Origin of the sequence: Microbacterium sp. LMI13-1-1.1 (assembly GCF_040815625.1) — a bacterium.
In the GTDB taxonomy this organism is placed as follows: domain Bacteria; phylum Actinomycetota; class Actinomycetes; order Actinomycetales; family Microbacteriaceae; genus Microbacterium; species Microbacterium forte.
In genome coordinates, this window is record NZ_JBFPNL010000005.1 from 599,745 (window position 1) to 618,511 (window position 18,767).

General features: G+C 69.9%; 21 protein-coding genes. 10 read left to right on the plus strand and 11 right to left on the minus strand.

Annotated features, from left to right (window positions below; translation table 11 throughout):
- Position 1 precedes the first annotated feature (1 nt).
- On the minus strand, positions 2–877 hold the full coding sequence (locus MRBLMI13_RS09805) for an ABC transporter permease (protein ID WP_367822173.1): 876 nt from the start codon (positions 875–877) through the stop codon (positions 2–4).
- Positions 874–2,115, minus strand: coding sequence for an ABC transporter substrate-binding protein (locus tag MRBLMI13_RS09810; protein WP_367822174.1), 1,242 nt, complete (start codon positions 2,113–2,115; stop codon positions 874–876). The genes MRBLMI13_RS09805 and MRBLMI13_RS09810 overlap by 4 nt, the downstream gene beginning before the upstream one ends.
- A gap of 75 nt (positions 2,116–2,190) precedes the next feature.
- Between MRBLMI13_RS09810 and MRBLMI13_RS09815 the strand changes: the two genes are divergently transcribed.
- Together MRBLMI13_RS09815 and MRBLMI13_RS09820 are read left to right on the plus strand one after the other, a co-directional pair.
- On the plus strand, positions 2,191–2,910 hold the full coding sequence (locus MRBLMI13_RS09815; protein WP_367822176.1) for a TVP38/TMEM64 family protein: 720 nt from the start codon (positions 2,191–2,193) through the stop codon (positions 2,908–2,910).
- Positions 2,903–3,544, plus strand: a complete 642-nt coding sequence (locus MRBLMI13_RS09820) for a CDP-alcohol phosphatidyltransferase family protein (protein ID WP_056376407.1) — start codon at positions 2,903–2,905, stop codon at positions 3,542–3,544. The genes MRBLMI13_RS09815 and MRBLMI13_RS09820 overlap by 8 nt, the downstream gene beginning before the upstream one ends.
- Positions 3,545–3,556: 12 nt before the next feature.
- Here MRBLMI13_RS09820 and MRBLMI13_RS09825 read toward each other — a convergent pair whose 3' ends face one another.
- Positions 3,557–5,047 carry a dihydrolipoyl dehydrogenase family protein gene (locus tag MRBLMI13_RS09825; RefSeq protein WP_367822178.1) on the minus strand — a complete coding sequence of 497 codons (1,491 nt, stop codon included), beginning with the start codon at positions 5,045–5,047 and terminating at the stop codon, positions 3,557–3,559.
- Between the two features lie 38 nt (positions 5,048–5,085).
- On the opposite strand from MRBLMI13_RS09825, the gene MRBLMI13_RS09830 reads away from it, so the two are divergent.
- On the plus strand, positions 5,086–5,769 hold the full coding sequence (locus MRBLMI13_RS09830; protein ID WP_367822180.1) for a class I SAM-dependent methyltransferase: 684 nt from the start codon (positions 5,086–5,088) through the stop codon (positions 5,767–5,769).
- 60 nt (positions 5,770–5,829) lie between these two features.
- On the opposite strand, the gene MRBLMI13_RS09835 is transcribed toward MRBLMI13_RS09830, so the two are convergent.
- Positions 5,830–6,876 (minus strand): NAD(P)-dependent alcohol dehydrogenase, encoded by a 1,047-nt coding sequence (locus MRBLMI13_RS09835; protein WP_367822182.1) that lies wholly within the window; start codon positions 6,874–6,876, stop codon positions 5,830–5,832.
- A 125-nt stretch (positions 6,877–7,001) separates the two neighbouring features.
- Between MRBLMI13_RS09835 and MRBLMI13_RS09840 the strand changes: the two genes are divergently transcribed.
- A complete protein-coding gene (locus tag MRBLMI13_RS09840) occupies positions 7,002–7,406 on the plus strand; it encodes an ArsR/SmtB family transcription factor (RefSeq protein WP_309693160.1) in 405 nt (134 codons plus the stop codon).
- 2 nt (positions 7,407–7,408) lie between these two features.
- Positions 7,409–8,386 (plus strand): SRPBCC family protein, encoded by a 978-nt coding sequence (locus MRBLMI13_RS09845; protein ID WP_056375372.1) that lies wholly within the window; start codon positions 7,409–7,411, stop codon positions 8,384–8,386.
- A gap of 103 nt (positions 8,387–8,489) precedes the next feature.
- On the opposite strand, the gene MRBLMI13_RS09850 is transcribed toward MRBLMI13_RS09845, so the two are convergent.
- Positions 8,490–8,906, minus strand: coding sequence for a DoxX family protein (locus MRBLMI13_RS09850; RefSeq protein WP_367822185.1), 417 nt, complete (start codon positions 8,904–8,906; stop codon positions 8,490–8,492).
- 43 nt (positions 8,907–8,949) lie between these two features.
- Positions 8,950–9,696 carry a ribonuclease H family protein gene (locus MRBLMI13_RS09855; RefSeq protein ID WP_367822187.1) on the minus strand — a complete coding sequence of 249 codons (747 nt, stop codon included), beginning with the start codon at positions 9,694–9,696 and terminating at the stop codon, positions 8,950–8,952.
- 84 nt (positions 9,697–9,780) lie between these two features.
- On the opposite strand from MRBLMI13_RS09855, the gene MRBLMI13_RS09860 reads away from it, so the two are divergent.
- Entirely contained in the window at positions 9,781–10,833 is a 1,053-nt protein-coding gene (locus tag MRBLMI13_RS09860) for a mechanosensitive ion channel family protein (RefSeq protein WP_367822189.1), read from the plus strand.
- Between the two features lie 18 nt (positions 10,834–10,851).
- Here the strand turns inward: MRBLMI13_RS09860 and MRBLMI13_RS09865 are convergent, their stop codons facing one another.
- The 4 genes from MRBLMI13_RS09865 to MRBLMI13_RS09880 form a co-directional block, all read right to left on the minus strand.
- The gene (locus tag MRBLMI13_RS09865) at positions 10,852–11,091 is read right to left on the minus strand and encodes a hypothetical protein (protein WP_367822191.1); all 240 of its coding nucleotides are present in this window, start codon (positions 11,089–11,091) and stop codon (positions 10,852–10,854) included.
- 99 nt (positions 11,092–11,190) lie between these two features.
- Positions 11,191–11,520 (minus strand): hypothetical protein, encoded by a 330-nt coding sequence (locus MRBLMI13_RS09870; protein WP_042538227.1) that lies wholly within the window; start codon positions 11,518–11,520, stop codon positions 11,191–11,193.
- A gap of 69 nt (positions 11,521–11,589) precedes the next feature.
- Positions 11,590–11,895 carry a protealysin inhibitor emfourin gene (locus tag MRBLMI13_RS09875; RefSeq protein ID WP_042538225.1) on the minus strand — a complete coding sequence of 102 codons (306 nt, stop codon included), beginning with the start codon at positions 11,893–11,895 and terminating at the stop codon, positions 11,590–11,592.
- A complete protein-coding gene (locus MRBLMI13_RS09880) occupies positions 11,870–12,934 on the minus strand; it encodes a M4 family metallopeptidase (protein WP_367822194.1) in 1,065 nt (354 codons plus the stop codon). The genes MRBLMI13_RS09875 and MRBLMI13_RS09880 overlap by 26 nt, the downstream gene beginning before the upstream one ends.
- Before the next feature lie 247 nt (positions 12,935–13,181).
- Between MRBLMI13_RS09880 and MRBLMI13_RS09885 the strand changes: the two genes are divergently transcribed.
- The 3 genes from MRBLMI13_RS09885 (at position 13,182) to MRBLMI13_RS09895 (ending at position 17,448) form a co-directional block, all read left to right on the plus strand.
- Positions 13,182–14,405, plus strand: coding sequence for a hypothetical protein (locus MRBLMI13_RS09885; protein ID WP_367822196.1), 1,224 nt, complete (start codon positions 13,182–13,184; stop codon positions 14,403–14,405).
- A gap of 74 nt (positions 14,406–14,479) precedes the next feature.
- Complete coding sequence (locus MRBLMI13_RS09890; RefSeq protein WP_367822198.1) at positions 14,480–15,685, plus strand: hypothetical protein; 1,206 nt, start codon at positions 14,480–14,482, stop codon at positions 15,683–15,685.
- A gap of 242 nt (positions 15,686–15,927) precedes the next feature.
- Positions 15,928–17,448, plus strand: coding sequence for an SDR family NAD(P)-dependent oxidoreductase (locus tag MRBLMI13_RS09895; protein WP_042538217.1), 1,521 nt, complete (start codon positions 15,928–15,930; stop codon positions 17,446–17,448).
- Positions 17,449–17,577: 129 nt separating this feature from the next.
- On the opposite strand, the gene MRBLMI13_RS09900 is transcribed toward MRBLMI13_RS09895, so the two are convergent.
- Entirely contained in the window at positions 17,578–17,916 is a 339-nt protein-coding gene (locus MRBLMI13_RS09900; RefSeq protein WP_042538215.1) for a winged helix-turn-helix transcriptional regulator, read from the minus strand.
- Between the two features lie 78 nt (positions 17,917–17,994).
- On the opposite strand from MRBLMI13_RS09900, the gene MRBLMI13_RS09905 reads away from it, so the two are divergent.
- Positions 17,995–18,648 carry an FMN-dependent NADH-azoreductase gene (locus MRBLMI13_RS09905; protein ID WP_367822201.1) on the plus strand — a complete coding sequence of 218 codons (654 nt, stop codon included), beginning with the start codon at positions 17,995–17,997 and terminating at the stop codon, positions 18,646–18,648.
- Positions 18,649–18,767 lie beyond the last annotated feature (119 nt).

The window sequence follows — 18,767 nt, forward strand, 5'->3', positions numbered from 1 at the left end:
ATCACCGCCAGACGGCCGTGCGCCGGAGCGCCGCGAAGGTGAGGGCCACGATGGCGAGCGAGATCGCGCAGGTCACGAGCGCGACGGCCGCTGCCTCGGGACGAGATGCCAGCGAGACGCCCTGGAACAGCCGCACGGCGAGCACGGGCAGTGGCTCGGGGTAGGTGCGACCGAGCAGCCACGCCACCTCGTACGACCCGAGAGCGTAGACGAAGCTGATCGCGGCGCAGATGACGATCGTCGGCGCGGTCAGGGGCAGCAGCACATGACGGAAGCGCCGCCACCGGCCGGCGCCGAGCAGCGCGGCCGCCTCGTCGTAGGTGGCGATCCGGGTGGCGAGGGTGCCCGTGACGACGAGCGCGACGAAGGCGGACTCCTTCCAGGCGAACTCGGCGATCACGGCACCCCACAACGGACCCCCCACCCAGGGCGCCCACGACTCGGGCGGGATCCCGAGCAGTCGGGGCAGGACGCCAGCGTCGGAGAGCAGCAGCCCGATGGTGGCGGCGCCGATGAGGTGCGGCACGGTCACGGTCGTCGCGCCGAGGGCGGCGAGCAGGCGACTGCCCGCGCGACCGGACGCGATGACGACCGCAGCGCCCGTGCCGATGACGACGGCGATCACGGTCGACGCCGCGGCGACGGCGATCGACACCCCCGTCGCGGCGGCGAGGTCGCGCGGGTGCGCGAGGAAGGCGTCGATCCCGGGGGTCACGGGACCCGCGATGGGCATGAGTCCGAGGGCCTGGAGCAGCGTGGCGCCGATGCCGCCGCCCACGACGAGCAGCGTCACGAGGGCGGCGGGGAGCACCAGCAGCGTGCCGCGGAGGAGCTGACGGGTGCTCCCACGACGGCGCGCCACCGGCGCGAAGCTCATCGGTCGAGCACGCCCGTCCGCCAGCCCTCATCGAGCGCGGGGACCCACTCGGCTGCGAGCTCACCGTGCGCGTTCTCGGAGAGCACCTCGTACCCTGGCACGACCGGCGACATCGGGAGGGCGTCGAACAGGGCGCGGTCGTCGTCCGGCAGGCTCTCGATGTCGAGCACCGTGAACTGGCCCCATACGTCGGGCTGGGCCTTCGCAGCCTGCTGCTCCGCCGAGAGTGCGACGTTCGCGACGACCATCGCCCCCGCGATCGAGTCGGAGTTGGCGGGCAGGCCGAGGAAGCTCGCGTTGCCCACGGTGCCGTCCTCGAGCGGCAGCACGGTGGTCTCCGGCGGGTACGTCCCGTCGGCGACGAGATCGGTGAGTGTCGCGGGCCCGTAGGTCATCGTCATGTCGATCTGACGGTCGGCGAAGAGCTGACCGAGCTCGGCTTCGTTCGCGGGATACGTGTCACCGCCGCGCCACAGGCTCGGGGCCAGTTCGCTCAGTCGGTCGTAGAGAGCAGGGCTCAGCTCGTCGAAGGCCTCGTCCGAGTACGCAGCGGGCACCTCGTCGGCACCGCCCGAGACGCTCGCCAGCACCTCGCGAACGAACACCGAACCGGTGAAGTCCGGCGGGGCGGGGTAGGTGAAGCGTCCGGGGTGGGCTTCGGCCCAGTCGAGCACCCCGGCGAGGGTCGTCGGCGGGTCGGGGATCGCCTCGGCGTTGTAGGCGAGCGTGAACTGCGCCTTGTGCCACGGGGCTTCGCAGCCGTCGACGGGCGTGCCGAAGTCCGACTGCAGCAGCGGGTCGTCAGGATCGGTGGCAGCCATCGACGGCAGCAGGTCGGTCCAGTCGCACAGCCAGGCATCGGCCTCCTTGCCGGTGCGGAAGTTGTCGCCGTTGACCCAGATGAGGTCGACCGTGCCGTCGGAGCGGCCGGCCTGGATCTCGGTGAAGACGCGGTTCAGCGCATCTCCGGTATCGGTCACGGGCACGCGCTCGAGCGTCACTCCGTACTCCGCGACGGCCGGGGTGAGGATGTCGTCGACGTAGGCGTTGCCCTGGTCGTCGCCGCCGTACATCCACAGCTGCACGGTCTGACCCTCGGCATCCGCGAGCACGGCATCCCAGTCGTCGTATGCCGTCGACGCGCTGCTCTCGGGTGCCGCGCAGGCCGTGAGGGCGAGCAGCGGCACGGCGAGAGCGAGGGCTGCGGTTCTCCGAGGTCGTCGTGCGATGCTGCTCATCAGGGGTTCCTCGCTTCGGAATCGGTGTATCGGCATATCGCGCCGGGCTAGGGTATAGGAGTCGGGGAGGATGCTGTGGACGCTGGTGATTCGCGTGTCAGAGACGCCCCCTCGAAGCGGTCGGCGATCGTCCGCCTCGTGCTTCTCCTCCTGTTCGTCGCCCTCGTCGGAACGGTTGGGTATTTCCTCGCTCCGAGCGACATCGACGCGGTGCGTGACTGGGCGGCGAGCCTCGCACCGGGCGGCGCGCTGCTCTTCGTGGCGGGGTACGCCGCCCTCACGCTGACACCGGTGCCCAAGAATCTGCTCACGATCGCGGCGGGTCTCGTGTGGGGATTCTGGCTCGCCCTGGTGCTCGTCTACGTCGGTGCTCTGCTGGGCGCCGCCGCGTCGTTCGTGATCGGTCGAGCGCTCGGCAGAGAGGCGGTCGAGCGGCTCACCGGGGCTCGGGTCGCGCGCCTCGACGCCGCCCTCGCGCACCGCGGATTCCTCGCCGTCCTCGGCGCTCGGCTGGTGCCGATCATCCCGTTCACGCTCATCAACTACGGCGCAGGGCTGACGGCGGTGCGACGACGCGACTACGCGCTGGGCACGGCCATCGGCATCCTCCCCGGGTCCGCCGCCTATGTGGCGCTCGGCGCGTTCGGACTCGAGCTCGGACCGCCCTTCTGGATCGCGGTGGCCGTGCTGGGCGTGCTCATCCTCGGCGGCGTCGTGACGGCGGCGATCCTGCGCCGCCGGAACGGCGGCCGCTCGTCGTCGGCGCAGAGGACAGAGAGTGGCCACGATGCTTGACCGTTCTCTGCGGGCCGTGCTCGCCCGACCACTCGAGGTGACGGCCGCCGCCCTCGATCGCCCGGGGATCACTCCCGACCGCCTGACGGTGCTCGGACTCGCACTCGGCGTCGCATCCGCCGTCACAGCCGGGTTCCAGCTGTGGTGGGTCGCCCTCGTGCTCTGGCTCGTCTCGCGGATCGCGGACGGTCTCGACGGCACCCTCGCCCGACGCCGCCGACGGCTGGCCGAGTCGCAGGGGCGGGACTCCGCGCCCTCCCACGCGGGCGGATTCCTCGACATCACCGCCGACTTCGTCGTCTACGGTGCCACGGTCGTCGGGGTCGCCTTCGGTGCCACGGCGCAGTTCGGCGCTCCGTGGTGGCCGTTCCTGCTGGTGCTCCTCGTCTACTACGTGAACGGCACGGCCTTTCTCGCCTTCTCCTCGATCGCCGAGCGCACCGGGCGAACGATAGACGACGGGCGGTCGCTCTCCTTCCTCGGGCGGATAGCCGAGGGCACCGAGACCATCGCCGTGCATGCGCTGTGGCTCATCCTGCCGTTCTGGGCGTGGCAGATCGCGTTGGTGTGGGCGCTCTTCGTGGCCGTCAGCGCTGTGCAGCGCATCGTCGTCGGCTACCGCAGCCTGCGCTGAGTCGGGCCGGGCTCAGCCGCGGCGACGATGGATGCGGCCCAGGACGCGGATGCCGAATGCGACGGCCCCGCCGCGGAGGCCGCGCTGCGCCTCCTTCACGACGGCATTCCACCCGGCGTCGGAGTAGCTCGGGTAGGCGTGCATCGTCGTGGCCAGCGTGCGCACGTTCATGCCGGTCTTCACCGCCACGGTGTACTCCGCGAGCGACTCTCCGGCCCGCGGTCCGACGATGACGGCGCCGGTGACGCGGCCTCGCCGGTCGACGACGATGCTCGTGAAGCCGTCGGTGTGCCCGTCGGCGATCGCCCGATCGAGATGAGCGTGGGACTGCACGACCACTCGCATCCCGCGTCCAGGTGCATCGTCCGGCGTGATGCCGACGGCCGCGACCTCGGGCGAGGTGAACGTGATGCGTGGCACGACGTCGGCGTCGATCCTGCGGGAGAGCCCGAGAACGGCGTTCGTCGCGGCGACGCTGCCGTACATGCCGGCGGTGTGCGTGAACCGCGGCAACGGGGTCACATCACCGGCGGCACGGATGCGCGGGTTCGACGTGCGCAGCGAGGCGTCGACGTCGACGGCTCCGCGGCGATCGAGGCGCACACCGGCTGCCGACAGTTCGAGGTCTCCGGCCTCGACGCGACGACCCAGTGCCGCCAGCGCCCGATCGAAAGCGACCTGCGTGCCGTCGCTCAGCGTCGCGGTTCCTGACGGGGAGGGATCGTCGTCGGACCCGGCGGAATCGAAAGAGCGCACGGTCGTGCCGAGGCGCACGTCGACGCCGTCCGCCCGCAGCGCTGCGAGGACCACGGCGCTCGCCGCGGCATCCTCCTTCGGAAGCAGCCGATCACCGCGGTGCACCATCGTGACCGCGCTGCCCAGACGCGCCATCGCCTGTGCGATCTCGCAGCCGATCGCGCCGCCGCCCTGCACCAGCAGCCGAGCGGGCAGTTCCTCCAGATCCCAGAACGTCTCGTTCGTCAGCACGTCGATCGACGCCTCGCCCTCGACGGACGTGCGCACCGGCGTGCTTCCCGCGGCGATCAGCGCGTCACGGAACGCGATGCGTTCACCGCCGACCACGACGGATCGAGGGCCGTCGAACCGCGCGCGTCCGACGAGCGTGTGGACGCCGTCTCGGTTGAGCGTCTCGGGGGAGTCGACGGGCTCGATGTCATGGATCGCGGAGTGCACGTGCTGCATGACGGCGGGGAAGTCGACCCGGATCTCGCCCGTGGTCACGCCCAGTCCTGCACTGCTGCGCGCGGCGTGCGCGGCGGCGGCCGACGCGATGAGCGCCTTCGACGGCACGCAGCCGGTGTGCAGGCATTCGCCGCCGAACCGGTGCGCCTCGACCAGCAGCACGCGCGCGCCGAGCGCGGCCGCGGTGCGCGACCCGACGAGTCCGGCGCTGCCGGCTCCGATCACGACCAGGTCCCACATGCGTCCGCCTGCTTCACGTGCGGTCAGTGCGCGCGCCGGTCTGCGAGAAGGGGTGCTCATGCCTGAAGCCTAGAGTGGACCCGGAAGCGGGAGGGCGGATGGCGGCATTGATGCGGCGCTACGGCGTGGGTGCGCGGTGGTACGACGTGCTCTCCGGTGAGCGCCCGGTGTATCGGGCCGGACGCCTGGCGGGGATCTCTCTGATCGACCTGAGCACCGGCGACGCCGTCGTCGACCTCGGATGCGGCACCGGTCTGAACTTCGCGCTGCTGCTCGACGCGACGGGGCCGTCGGGGTTCGTGATCGGCATCGATCGCAGCGCCGAGATGCTGGCCGTGGCCCAGAGGCGGATCGACCGGGAGGGCTGGGGCGACAGGGTGCGCCTGATCCGTGCGGATGCGGCAGAGCTGAGCCCCGAAGCGGTGGTCCAGGCCGTGACCGAGCTGCGCGGCGGTGGCGACGGCCGTGCGGATGCCCTGCTCGCCACCTACTCGCTCAGTGTGATCTCCGAGCGAGAAGAGGCCTGGCGTCGAGCGCGGGCGAGCCTGCGCCCCGACGCACGGGCGTGCATCGTCGACATGCAGCCGCCGCACGGGTTCTGGCGTGTGCTCTCACCGCTGGCGCGTCTGGCCTGCGCGACGGGCGGGGCAGACATCTCGGCACGGCCATGGCGGATGCTCGAGCGCGATGCCGTCGACCCCGCGTCGGTGCGCCGGGTCGAGCGCAAGGGCGGGCACATCGTCGCGGTCGTCGCGACGGTCGACGGCGGTTCGCCGCTCTGACCTGACCGGGGGTGACCGGAGCGCCGTGCGGTCGGTGCTCGACCGCACGGCTCTCGTGCGTCACGGGACGATGACTGCGCGACCGCGGATGCTGTTCGCGGCGAGATCCTCGTAGGCCTTCGGGCCGTCGTCGAGCGAGTAGGTCTCGGTCTGCACGTGGATCTTGCCCGCGCGGGCGAGGTCGAGGACCTCGATCAGCTCGGAGCGGGAGCCCCAGTAGGGGATGCGCACGGCCGCGTCGTAGGCGATCGAGCCGAAGCCGAGGCTCATGGTCCCGCCGCCGATGCCGACGATCGTGACGTCGGAATCCAGCGCCGCCACGCTCTGCGCGAGCGCCATCGTCGGGTTGGCGCCGACGAAGTCGAACACGGCGTTCGCGCCCAGGCCGCCGGTGATCTCGCGGATCTTGTCGGCGGCGGAGGCATCGCTGATCAGCACGTGATCGGCGCCGACCTCTGTGGCGAGCGCCAGCTTGGTGCCGTTCACGTCGAGGGCGATGACCGTGGCACCCGAGATCGCCTTCAGGATCTGGATGCCGACGTGGCCGAGGCCGCCGGTGCCGATGACCACCGCGAAGGTGCCTGCACCGAGCTTCGGGAGTGAGCGCTTGATCGCGTGGTACGGAGTGAGGCCCGCATCGGTCAGCGAGACGTTCTGCACGGGGTCGAGGTCGCCGAGCGGCACGAGGTGGCGGGCGTCGTCGACGATCATGTACTCGGCCATCGAACCCTGGCTGCCGAGACCGGGAGGGCGGATGCCCTCAGCGGCGGCATTCGTGCAGTAGTTCTCCATGCCCTGCGAGCAGTTGTGGCAGCGACCGCAGCCCCACGGCCCGTAGACCGCGACGGCGTCTCCGACCTTCAGCGTCGAGTCGACGCCCTCACCGATCTCGTGCACGATGCCCGCGCCTTCATGACCGAGCGTCAGCGGCAGCGGGTAGCTCTGCTCGAGGTAGTCCTTCTCGGGGAGGCCCATGACGTAGTCGTCGGAGTGGCAGACGCCGCCAGCGGTGACCTTGAGCAGGACCTGACCCGGCCCCGGCTTCGGAATCGGGATGTCGACGACGACGGGCGGCTTGCCGATCTCGACGTAACGGAGAGCTTTCATAGTGTCTTCCTTCCAGCAGATCGAGTGGTCTGCCGCGCGGTGCGGAAGGCGGGAGCGCTCGAACCTGCCAGTTCAATTATCGAACCTGTTGACATCCGGTCAGCCCAGGTCTAACGTACAACCAAATGGTTGCACAAAGAGAACTGAGCGAAGCGGAGGTCGACCGTGTGTTCCACGCACTGGCGACGTCGACCCGGCGAGACATCCTGCGCCGGACGATCGAGCGGGAGCAGTCCGTCTCGACCCTCGCCTCCGAATACGAGATGTCGTTCGCCGCGGTGCAGAAGCACGTGGCCGTGCTCGAAGCAGCGAATCTCATCGTCAAGCGCGCCGAGGGACGCGAGCGGCTCGTCCGCGCGAACCCCGAGATGATCGCCCGCGCCAGGGCGCTGCTCGCCCGATACGAAGAGCTGTGGCGGTCGCGCATCGCCCGACTCGACGAGCTGCTGGCCGAGACGCCGGCACGCTCGGGGACCGATCGGTCCGACGACGACACCACCGATGAACCACGAACCGAAGAAGGAGACTGACAATGCCTGTCACCGATGTCACCACTGATGCCGAGAACCTGACCATGACGGTTCTCGCAGATTTCGCCGCCCCTGTCGAGCGGGTCTGGGACGCCTACAGCGACCCGCGTCAGCTCGAGCGCTTCTGGGGCCCTCCCGGATGGCCGGCCACTTTCACGAAGTGGGACCACACGGTGGGCGGCAAGGCCAACTACACGATGAACGGCCCCCGCGGCGAGAAGGCCTCGGGCACGTGGGAGTTCCTGCGCATCGATGCCCCGCACGGCTTCGAGGTGCTCGACGCGTTCGCCGATGAAGAGGGCACGCCCGACCCCGACCTGCCCTCCATGCGCATGGTGTTCACGTTCGAGCCCACGGCAGACGGCACGCGGATGGTCACCACGAGCTACTTCAGCTCGGCCGATGCACTCGAGCAGGTCGTGTCGATGGGCGCGGTCGAGGGCACGAAGCTCGCGATGAGCCAGCTCGACGCGGTGCTGCAGGACCTCCGCGACTACGCGCAGGGCAAGGGCACGCAGGTCGAGCTGCTCGACGACACCCACGTGCGCATCACGCGTCTCGTCGAGGGGCCGCGCGAGCTGGTCTGGCGTGCGCACAACGATCCCGAACTCATGAAGCAGTGGCTGCTGGGCCCCGACGGGTGGGAGATGACCGAGTGCGTCGTCGCGACCGAGGTGGGCCAGACCTACCGCAACTCGTGGGCGCCCGTGGGCGACACCGAGGGGCAGGCGTTCGGATTCGAGGGCGAGGCGCTGCTCATCGACGCGCCCCGGCGTTCGGTGCAGACCGAGCGGATGGTCGGGATGCCGGTCGAGACGCTGAACGACCTGAACCTCTATGAAGAGGACGGTGCGACGCTGATCACGCTCTACATCGAGTACCCCGACAAGGAGACGCGCGACATGATCCTCGCCACCGGCATGGCCGACGGCATGGAGACCTCGTACGCACGCCTCGAGCGGGAGCTGCTCGCGGTCTGACGTTCACAATTCAGCATGAGGAGGCGGTTCTCGCGAGAACCGCCTCCTTTCTGCTGGCTTGCCGGCTTTCGTGCTGAATTGTGAACGAGCAGCGGCGACGAGGTCAGAGCGCGGCCGTGCGATCGCCGCGGCGCGGGGTGCGCGTCGACCAGATCGCGAGTGCGATGAGCACGGGCTGGAAGAACAGCCGCACGAAGCGCTTCATGTCGGTGTCGAGGCCGAAGGCGTCGCGGTGCTCGACCCACTGCGCGATGTTGCCGGGGAAGACGGCGACGAAGAACAGCGCGGTGATCACGCCGACCAGCCCCCGACGCTTGCGTGCGACGAGCAGGGCGGCACCCAGACCGACCTCGACGACGCCCGAGGCGAGCACCGTCACGTCCGGATCGAGCGGCACCCAGTCCGGCACCTGCGCCTGGAACTCGTCTCGCGCGAAGGTCAGATGCGAGACGCCGGCGAAGAGGAGGAAGGAGCCGAGGAAGATCCGACCGACGGTACGCGCGACACTCTTCTTGGGCATGGTGCGAGTGTACGCGGGCTGTGCGACTGAAGCCCCGCGCGCCTCAGATCAGGCGGCGGAGCGCCTCTTCGAGCGAGATGCCCTGCGCCTCAGCGCTGTCGCGCAACCTCGCGTGCTCATCGCTCGAGAGTGCCAGGCTCACGACGATCGGATCGTCGACAGGGGCGTCGAGGCCATCGAGCAGATCGGATGCCTCGGCCCACAGCGGCTCGGCGATCGCCGTCTGCGCGCTCGTGGTGGCAGCAGTCGAGACAGGAGGGGGAGCGGATGCCGGAGCGGCCGCGGCGATCGGTGCGGATGCCGCGACGGCGGCCCCGGCATCCGTCGCCATGGTGAAACCGGGCCCGCGGCGCGGCTCCTGCTTCGCCTGATAGGCCTTGGCGGCGGCGTTCGCGCGCTCGTCCGCCGCCTCGTTCAACGAGTGACCGGCATGGCCCTTGACCCACGAGAATTCGACGTCGCGCCCGCGGATGGCCTCGTCGATGCCTTCGAGCAGATCGCGGTTGAGCACCGGCCCGCCGTCTGACTTGCGCCAGCCCTTGCGCTTCCAGCCCGGCATCCACTTGGTCACCGAGTCGATCACATAGCGGCTGTCGCACTCGATCATCAGCTTCTCGGAGATGCCTGCTGTCGCCTGCAGCAGCTCGAGCACGGCCCGCAGCTCGCCCTGGTTGTTCGTGCCGTGCGGCGAACCGCCCGCGGCCCAGTTGTCGTCGTCGATGTACCAGGCCCAGCCGTTGGGGCCGGGGTTGCCCAGGGCGGAGCCGTCTGCGGCGGCGGTGATCGTCATCCCTCAACCGTAGCCGCGCGCGGCGACACCGCACGCTGGCCGGCGTCTTTCGCGTGCTGCCCGCCCGCGGCATAGTGTGGAGTGATGCCTTCCGACTTCACCTGGAATTCCTGGATCGGCAGCGCGGTGGCAATCGGCACCGCGATCGTCGTCGCCGCAGCCGCACTCGCGCTGCTCGCTCTGGTCGCCAACCTGATCAGCCGGCGGGTGCCGTGGGTGCGTGATCTCGCCCGTCGGGTGCGCAACGCGATGATCGTGGCTGCGGCGGTGGTCGGAATCTGGATCGCCGCGTCCGTCACCGAACCCGCGGAGCAGTCCTGGTGGCCATCGGTGTCGAGGATCTTCTTGATCGCCACCATCCTGACCGGGTCGTGGCTTCTCGCCGCATCGGTCTCGTTCGGCTTCGAGAGGCTCATCGACCGTGAAGAGGCCGTGCTCGTCGGTCCGGAGGCGCGCCGTCGGCGCACGCAGCTGCTCGTCATCCACCGCCTCGTGCTGGTCACGATCGCCGTGCTCGCATTGGGCACCGTGCTGTTCACGTTCCCCGAGATGCGTGCAGTCGGCACGAGCCTTCTCGCCTCCGCCGGAATCGTCAGTATCATCGCGGGCCTTGCCGCGCAATCGATCCTCGGCAACCTGATCGCAGGCGTGCAGGTCGCGTTCACCGATGCGATCAAGGTCGGCGATGTCGTGGTCATCCAGGGCGAGTGGGGGCGGGTCGGTGAGATCAACCTCTCGTACGTGGTCATCTACGTCTGGGATGAGCGGCGACTCGTCGTGCCGTGCAGCTATTTCACGACCACGCCGATCGAGACCTGGACCAGGAAGTCCGACAAGATCCTCGGCACGGTCTATCTGGATCTCGACTGGCGGGTGCCGATGGACGAGCTGCGCCAGGAGTTCCAGCGCATCGTCGAAGCGTCGCCGGCGTGGGACGGGCGGTCGTGGGACGCGGCCGTCACGGATGCCCAGGGGGGTTTCGTCACCGTGCGCCTGGTGATGTCGGCCAAGGACTCGGGCGATCAGTGGACGCTGCGCTGCGAGGTGCGGGAGAAGATCATCGGCTGGCTGCAGCGAGAGCACCCCGACGCGCTTCCGCGAACACGGGTCGACCTGGCCCCGCAGCTCGCGGACTGAGGCGCAGCGAGGCCGACGTCAGTCCTCGGGTTCGGGGTCGGGTTCGCCGTTCTTGGTCGAGAACGACTCGGGCGCGGGCGGCGCGACGGGGAAGGCGACCGAACTGACCGACACACCGGGGCCGAGTCCCAGGCCGATCGACAGCGGGTCGACGGCCGGCACCTCGTCGAGCACCTCCGACTCGGTGCGTTCGAGCGGCTCGGAGGGCAGAGTCCACTGGTTCTCTTCTTCGTCGGTGCGCTGCTGGAAAAGTCCCATGGGTCCCATTCTCGACCTGCCCCGCGGCAGGGAGGCCGGATTCACACCGGATTGGTCGGTTCAGACGGTCGGTTCGGACGGCGGTGCAGACGGATGCCGTCAACCGACGCGACGGAACGTGAAGTACCCCGCGACATGGCCGTGGTTGACGACGCCGGTGCCGGTGCTCAGCATGCGCGCCGAGGTCGTCGCGCCGGATTCGACGAACGTGTAGCCGGTGTGCTCGAGACGCCACCCGATTCGCTCGACCTCGCTGAGGAAGTAGCCGACGTGGTCGTCGCTCACGAAGTCGTTCTCCGCGGAACCCCATGACGAGGGCTGGCCGGTCAGTCGGCTGACCTCGGCCTGCAGGTGCAGCAGCGCATCGCCGCGGTCGTAGGCGTCGCGTGACAGCTGCAGCAGGCGCGTGGCCTCTTCGCTCGTCGGCATGATGTCCCCTCTTGTCGTCATTCCTCAGCGATGGTGGTTCGTCGCGGTCGCCTCGCTCGGTGCGGCGCGTCAGGCGGATGCCTCACGGACGGCGTCGACGAGTTCTCGCCACGGGCCGTCCAGCGCGGAGTCGGGAAGCTCCCGCTCGCGCTCCTCTGACGGCGTGCGCACTCTGATCAGCCAGACGAAGCGGTCTGCGCCCGAATCGGTGTCGCTGTCGGCATCCCACGGGCAGCTGTCCACCATCGCGATCCAGTGGTGCGTCTCGGCGGGATCGGGTTCGACCTGCCATTTGCGACGGATGCCGGCGATGCCGCCCGTGCGCACCACCGCGATGACGACCTGCGGGTCAGTCGGTGCGGGGGACTCGCTCATCTTCATAGACTCCCACGGTCGCCCACGCACGTCGAGCGGCTGCGGCCGTGGCGTCGTCGATGGCGGATGCCGCGGCGACGGTCGCGTCGGCGAACTCGGTGAAGCTCGCGGTGCTCGACAACCCGCCGGTGAGCGCGCGATACCAGACGGTTCCTGCGGTCTCCCACGCGTTGCCGCCGAGGTCGATCGCGAAGAGGGCGAAGGCGCGATTGGGGATGCCGGAGTTGATGTGCACGCCGCCGTTGTCTTCGGTCGTGCGGACGAAATCGCTCATGTGCGCCGGCTGCGGATCTTTGCCGAGCTCGTCGTCGTCGTAGGCGGTGCCCGGCTCGATCATGGAGCGCAGTGCGCTGCCCTGCACGGCATCCGTGAAGATCTCGGCACCGATCAGCCAGGTCGCATCCGCTGCGCTCTGCCCGAGGAGGTGCTGCTCGGTGAGAGCGCCGAACACGTCGGCGATCGACTCGTTGAGCGCACCCGGTTGCCCCTGGTACTCCAGGTTGGCGGTGTACTGCACGACGCCGTGCGCGAGCTCGTGACCGATCACGGTGGTCGACGAGGTGAACCCGACGAAGACCTCGCCGTCGCCGTCGCCGAACACCATGCGCTCGCCGTCCCAGAAGGCGTTGTCGTAGTCGATGCCGTAGTGCACGGTCGCATCGAGCGGTGCGCCGGCGTCGTTGAGCGAGTTGCGGCCGAAGGCGGAGAGCAGCATCTCGAACGTGGCCCCGAGGCCGTCGAACGCCTCGTTGACGGACGTGTCGGCGACCGGCTCGTCGTCTTCACTGCGCACGATCGCACCGGGGAGGGTCTGCGTGTTGCCCGCGTCGCTGATCGTGCGGTTGGGAGCATCGGAAAGCTGAGCGACGAGGTCGCCGTTCTCGTCGATCGAGAGGTCGAGGCGTGCGCGGAACGGCGGTCTGCCCGCCGTGAGCGTCTGCCGCGCGGCCGCTGCGGCGCGGGGGTAGCGGCCCGACTCGGCGAGGCGCGCGAGCAGGTAGGACGGGACGACTCCTGGGGTTTCGGTGTGGCTGCTCATGTTCAGACCCTACGCCGAGGGTCCGACGTTTCGGCAAGGGCCGGCGCGCGTCGGACGTGGGCGCAGCGTCTACGCCCGTCACGGTGAAAAGCGCCCCAGAGGTCCCAGTCTCCGCATCCGGACGGAGCAAACGCCCACGGGCTCCCCCCATGCACGCGTACTTCGCCGTGTCGTCCGACCTGCCCGAACTCCCACGCACAGCGCCTCGACTTGAGATTGAGAATCGTTCTCAATAGTGTGGAGTCTCGTGACCCCCTCTCCCCGCGCCGGCCGCACACTCGTTCTCGCTTCGCTGCTCGCCGCCGGTCTGACCGTGACCTCGTGCGCAGCATCCGACGCTCCCGCACCCGCCTCGAGCGCGGCGGTCGCGCCGAACGACGGAGTCGACGGCGGGGGAGCCGCCGAGGTCGCATCGCCGGCGCTCGCACTCGTCATCGCCGACGCGGACGGTGAGCTCACCCTGCTCGACCTCGAGACCGAAGAACGCTCGACGCTCGCGGATGCGGATGCGGATGCGGATGCGGATGCCGTGCTCGGCGTCGGCCGTTTCGCCCACCTGATCCATGTCGACGGAGACGGCACCCGTGTCGACATCATCGACTCGGGCCGGTGGACGGTGCCGCACGGCGACCACACGCACTCTTTCCTCGGCGATGCCGGCATCACCGGGTCGATCGACGGAACCGGCCCCGCCGACATCCGGGTCGGCGACACCGCCACCGCCGTCCGCTTCGGCAGAGAGGTCGCCCTCGTCGATCACGAGAAGCTCGCCGACATCGAGGACGCCCCACGCGTCACTCTCCCCGTCGATCCGACCGGCCCCGTCGTCCCGTTCTCGGGACACCTCCTCGCGGCCGCAGACGAGATGATCCACATCGTCGACACCGAGGGCACCGCGACCGGCGTCGGCGCGCCCTGCACGAGCTCGACCGATGCCGACCTCACCCGCGTGGGCGCCGTCTTCGCCTGCGACGCCGGAGCGGTGCTCGTCACCCGACAGGTCGGGGGAGCGCTCGCCGCTGAGCTCATCCCGTATCCGGCGGGATCCGCGCCGGCCTCCGACCTCGCCGGACGCGCCGACCGCCCCGACCTCGCGGGCATCGCCGCCGACCAGGGCGCCTGGTTGCTCGACGTCAGAGCCCGCGAATGGATGCTGCTCGCCGCAGACACCCCGCTGCTCCGTGCCGCGGCGATCGGCGACGACGAGAGTCGCACGGTCGTGATCGCGACCGACGGCACCGTGCGCGTGCTCGCTCCGGACGGCACCGAGCTCGCCAGAACAGAGCCGCTCCTCGCGGCATCCACCTCCGACCCCTCCCTGCGCGATCGGGTGCAGCTCCTGGTCGACGCCCGCCATGCCTATGTCTCCGACCCGGCGACCGGAGCCCTGTTCGAGATCGACCACGCCGACGGTGCCGTGACCCGCACCCTCGACGGCCTCGATCCCCATCAGATCCAGCTCGTCGGCTGAGCCGCACCCGAACTCATCGACGGCATCCGTCGTCACGCGCAGCCTGCGCACCCACCCAGAAGAAGGAGAACCCCATGCCCCGACCTGCCCGCAGCCGCCTCGCGGCCGGCGCGCTCGCCGCGCTCGCCGTGGTCGCGCTCGCCGGATGCGCGACCGCAGCGCCATCCGCGTCCGGAGAACACGAATCCTCATCGGCGCACGAGGGCGACACGAGGGTCGCCGTCGCCTACGACGGCGGCATCGTCGTGCTCGACGGCGAGACCCTCGAGACCGTCGACTCCGCCGAGCTCGACGGATTCCTGCGCGTCAACCCGGCCGGCGACCATGACGGACACGTCTTCGTCACCGCGGCCGACGGCTTCCACGTGCTCGACACCGGCCTCGCGTCCGACACCGTCGAGTTCACGGGCGAGGTGTTCGACGCGGTCATCCCCGGCCACGCCACCCCGCACGCCGGGCGCACCGCGCTGTTCGACGACGGCACCGGCGACGTGACCCTCTTCGACACCGATGCCGTCGGCACCGGAACCCTGCCGGAGTCGCAGACCGTCGAGTCGGAAGCGGCTCACCACGGCGTCGCCATCGAGCTGTCGGACGGCACGCTGCTGTCGACCATCGGCACGTCGGAGTCGCGCAGCGGCGTGCGTCTGCTCGCCGACGACGGTTCGGAGCTCGCCCGCGACGAGCAGTGCCCCGGGGTGCACGGCGAGGGCGCCCTGAAGGGCGAGACCATCGTGTTCGGCTGCGAAGACGGCGTGCTCGTGTTCGCAGACGGAGCCTTCACGAAGCTCGACGCCCCCGACGCGTTCGGTCGCTCGGGAAATGCCTTCGTGACCGACACCAGCGCGATCGCAGCGCTCGACTACAAGTCGGACCCCGATCAGGAGGGCTACCTGCTCTCGCAGCTCGCGCTCGTGGACACCGATGCGCAGACCCTGTCCGTCGTCGCCCTGCCCGAGGGTGTGGAGTACACCTGGCGCGGGGTCGGCCGTGACGGCCACGACAACATCATCGTGCTGGCATCCGACGGCACGCTCAACGTGCTCGACGAGGCCGGCGCTGTCGTCGATTCGTGGGATGTCATCGAGCCGTGGGAGAGCCCCGAAGAGTGGCAGCAGCCGCACCCGGGCCTGCGCGTCGTCGGAGACATCGCGTACGTGACGGAGCCCGCGGAGAACCGCATCCTGGCCGTCGACCTGCACACCGGCGAGATCTCCGCCGAGGCGACGCTCGACGTCGTGCCCGGCGAGTTCGTGGTGGTCGGCGCCGCCGGACACTGACCCGGTCAGAGCCACCGGAGCCATCGGATGCTGAGGGGCGGGGCCGTGCGCGGTCCCGCTCCTCAGCAGTGAGGCGTTCACAATTCAGCACAGACAGCGACTGGGGAAGCCGCTTTTTCCCGCTGTTTCGGCCCGCCTCTCGTCGACGACGCCGATTCCTGCTGAGTTGTGAACGCCGACCGGCGATCCGCGGTCCAGCCTTCCCAGGAAAGCACCGCGCGATCTCGCGTAAAATCGGCACAATGACCGATGCCCCCTCCGACGCTGCACCCGACCTCGGACCCGGCATCGACCCCGAAGATCTGGCCACCACGCTGCGGGTTCTGTCCGAGCTGCACCAGATCGACAACGAGCACCCCGACTTCGTCGCCGTGCGCCACGCGACCGCCGCGATGTTCAAGGCCGTCAAGCGGGTGCGTCGCAAGGAGATCCGCGATGCGATCGCCGACGCCGACAGGGCCGTCGTCGCCCGCACCGCCACCGGTGCGCCCGACCGCATCGATGACGAGACCCGTGGCCACGACCTCGCGACCAGCGTCGTCGACGCCCCCATCGCGGGCGAGCTGCTCAAGCCCCGCAACTGCTACATCTGCAAGCAGCCGTACACGCTGGTCGACGCGTTCTATCACCAGCTCTGCCCCGACTGCGCGCGCTTCAGTCACGGCAAGCGCAACGCCCGCACCGACCTCACCGGCAAGCGCGCGCTGCTCACCGGCGGCCGCGCCAAGATCGGCATGCACATCGCGCTGCGGCTGCTGCGCGACGGAGCCCACACGACGATCACGACGCGCTTCCCCCGTGACGCGGTTCGCCGCTTCTCGGCGCTGCCCGACTCGGGTGACTGGCTGCACCGCCTGCGCGTGGTCGGCATCGACCTGCGCGACCCCGCCCAGGTGATCGGGCTCGCCGACTCGGTCGCCGCGCAGGGTCCGCTCGACATCCTGATCAACAACGCGGCGCAGACCGTGCGCCGCTCGCCGGGCTCGTATTCACTGCTGGCGGATGCCGAGCTGCAGCCGCTTCCCGACGGTCCGCTGCCCGAGATGGAGACCTTCGGCCACACCGTCGACCCGCATCCGCAGGCGCTGCAGGCCTCCGTCGACTCGCACCCGCTGCTGTCGGTCGCGGCCCTCGGCGGAACCGTGGCCGAGCAGGGCGGCCAGGCGCTGACGGCCGAAGACCTCGCGCGTCTCGCGATGGCCCCCGGGTCGTCGTCGCTCGAGAAGCACGCAGACGGCACCGCGATCGACGCGGGCGGTCTCGTGCCAGACGTGAACACCTCGAACAGCTGGGTGCAGTCGATCGACCAGGTCGATCCGCTCGAGATGCTCGAGGTGCAGCTCGCCAACACGACCGCGCCGTTCCTGCTGATCAGCCGCCTGCGTGCCTCGATGGCCGCATCGTCGTCGACCCGCAAGTACGTGGTCAACGTCTCGGCCATGGAGGGGCAGTTCTCGCGCCGCTACAAGGGCCCGGGCCACCCGCACACCAACATGGCGAAGGCCGCTCTCAACATGCTCACGCGCACGAGCGCCGGCGAAATGCTCGAGACCGACGGCATCCTGATGACCGCCGTCGACACCGGCTGGATCACCGACGAGCGCCCGCACTACACGAAGGTGCGCCTCGCCGAAGAGGGCTTCCATGCTCCGCTCGACCTCGTCGACGGGGCCGCCCGCGTGTACGACCCGATCGTGCGCGGCGAGGCCGGCGAAGACATCCACGGCGTCTTCCTGAAGGACTACGAGCCCAGCCCCTGGTGACTCGGGCGGCCGCACACCCGGTCGTCTGGCTGATGAGTGCCCGGATGGCTGGGTGAACGGATCGCCCCGGTCAGCCCGACGGGAATCGGTCAGCCAGGTGGGGTGCGGGAGGCGACCACTCGGCCGGCGTCATCGAGCGCGGAGCTCGAGGTTCGCGGAGGCCCAGGTGCCGAGCTGGTCGAGGATGGGCAGCAGCCCTCGGCCGCTGTCGGTCAGCGAGTACGAGACCGTGACCGGCGGGCCCGCGTCGACCGCGCGGGCGACGAGTCCTGCCTCGGCGAGTTCGGCGAGACGGTCGGAGAGCACGGTGTCACTGATGCCCGAGACCGCGCGGCGCAATGAGACGAAGGTCGAAGAGCCCCCGCCGAGCGATGAGACGATCATGCCGTTCCAGCGCTTGCCGAGCACGCTGAAGGCCAGTGTGACGGCGGCGTCGCACACGTGACGCTCTTCGTCGATCTCGGCCATGGCCCCATCATACCTGTGCTACGTTAACGCGAGTCGCTAAGAAAAACAGAGCGACTACGCAAACGAAAGGCACCCTCCATGTCCCTGTTCCGCCTCGACGCCAGCATCCTTCCTGCGTCGTCCGCCAGCCGTTCGCTCGCCGACCTCGTCGAAGCAGAGTGGACGGCATCCCACCCCGACTCCACCGTGACCCGCCGCGACCTCGCCGCCGACCCCGTGCCCGCGACGGCATGGGCGGATGCCGTGACCGGCGGCTTCGTAGAGGAGGGGCAGCGCACCGATGCCCAGCGTGCGGCCCGCGCCCTCGCCACGACCTTCGCCGACGAGCTGATCGCCGCTGACGCGCTGCTGTTCGCCGTGCCGCTCTACAACTACGGCGTCTCGCAGCACTTCAAGACCTGGTTCGACCTGGCCTACACCGATCCGCGCATCGACCCCCAGGGCACTGCGCTCCGCGGCAAGCCCGCGACCCTCGTCACCGTGCTCGGCGGCAACTACGCACCGGGAACCCCCAAGGAGGGTTGGGACCACTCCACCGGATGGCTGCGCCGCGTGCTCGAGGACGTCTGGGGTCTCGACCTGCGCGTCGTCGAGCGGCCCTTCACGCTCGTGGGTGTGAACCCGGCACTCGACGCCTTCGCCGACACCGCCCGCGAGCTCAAGGAGAACGCCGAGCAGTCGGCGCGCACCTACGGCCGCGAGCTCGCTGCACTCCGGGGCGAGGTCGCCTGACCCGGCATCCGGAGGGGCCCGTCCCATCGGGGCGGCCCCGCCCCAGCGGCGGCCCATCTGCAGGATCACAGCACGGATGCGGGGCTGAACGACGTTTCTCGTCCTGCATCCGTGCTTCG

Coding starts and splice junctions, on each gene's coding strand:
- MRBLMI13_RS09805 (WP_367822173.1), bottom strand. CDS start 877: ATGAGCTTCGCGCCGGTGGCGCGCCGTCGTGGGAGCACCCGTCAGCTC.
- MRBLMI13_RS09810 (WP_367822174.1), bottom strand. CDS start 2,115: ATGAGCAGCATCGCACGACGACCTCGGAGAACCGCAGCCCTCGCTCTC.
- MRBLMI13_RS09820 (WP_056376407.1), top strand. CDS start 2,903: ATGCTTGACCGTTCTCTGCGGGCCGTGCTCGCCCGACCACTCGAGGTG.
- MRBLMI13_RS09825 (WP_367822178.1), bottom strand. CDS start 5,047: ATGAGCACCCCTTCTCGCAGACCGGCGCGCGCACTGACCGCACGTGAA.
- MRBLMI13_RS09830 (WP_367822180.1), top strand. CDS start 5,086: ATGGCGGCATTGATGCGGCGCTACGGCGTGGGTGCGCGGTGGTACGAC.
- MRBLMI13_RS09835 (WP_367822182.1), bottom strand. CDS start 6,876: ATGAAAGCTCTCCGTTACGTCGAGATCGGCAAGCCGCCCGTCGTCGTC.
- MRBLMI13_RS09840 (WP_309693160.1), top strand. CDS start 7,002: ATGGTTGCACAAAGAGAACTGAGCGAAGCGGAGGTCGACCGTGTGTTC.
- MRBLMI13_RS09845 (WP_056375372.1), top strand. CDS start 7,409: ATGCCTGTCACCGATGTCACCACTGATGCCGAGAACCTGACCATGACG.
- MRBLMI13_RS09850 (WP_367822185.1), bottom strand. CDS start 8,906: ATGCCCAAGAAGAGTGTCGCGCGTACCGTCGGTCGGATCTTCCTCGGC.
- MRBLMI13_RS09855 (WP_367822187.1), bottom strand. CDS start 9,696: ATGACGATCACCGCCGCCGCAGACGGCTCCGCCCTGGGCAACCCCGGC.
- MRBLMI13_RS09860 (WP_367822189.1), top strand. CDS start 9,781: ATGCCTTCCGACTTCACCTGGAATTCCTGGATCGGCAGCGCGGTGGCA.
- MRBLMI13_RS09865 (WP_367822191.1), bottom strand. CDS start 11,091: ATGGGACTTTTCCAGCAGCGCACCGACGAAGAAGAGAACCAGTGGACT.
- MRBLMI13_RS09870 (WP_042538227.1), bottom strand. CDS start 11,520: ATGCCGACGAGCGAAGAGGCCACGCGCCTGCTGCAGCTGTCACGCGAC.
- MRBLMI13_RS09875 (WP_042538225.1), bottom strand. CDS start 11,895: ATGAGCGAGTCCCCCGCACCGACTGACCCGCAGGTCGTCATCGCGGTG.
- MRBLMI13_RS09880 (WP_367822194.1), bottom strand. CDS start 12,934: ATGAGCAGCCACACCGAAACCCCAGGAGTCGTCCCGTCCTACCTGCTC.
- MRBLMI13_RS09890 (WP_367822198.1), top strand. CDS start 14,480: ATGCCCCGACCTGCCCGCAGCCGCCTCGCGGCCGGCGCGCTCGCCGCG.
- MRBLMI13_RS09895 (WP_042538217.1), top strand. CDS start 15,928: ATGACCGATGCCCCCTCCGACGCTGCACCCGACCTCGGACCCGGCATC.
- MRBLMI13_RS09900 (WP_042538215.1), bottom strand. CDS start 17,916: ATGGCCGAGATCGACGAAGAGCGTCACGTGTGCGACGCCGCCGTCACA.
- MRBLMI13_RS09905 (WP_367822201.1), top strand. CDS start 17,995: ATGTCCCTGTTCCGCCTCGACGCCAGCATCCTTCCTGCGTCGTCCGCC.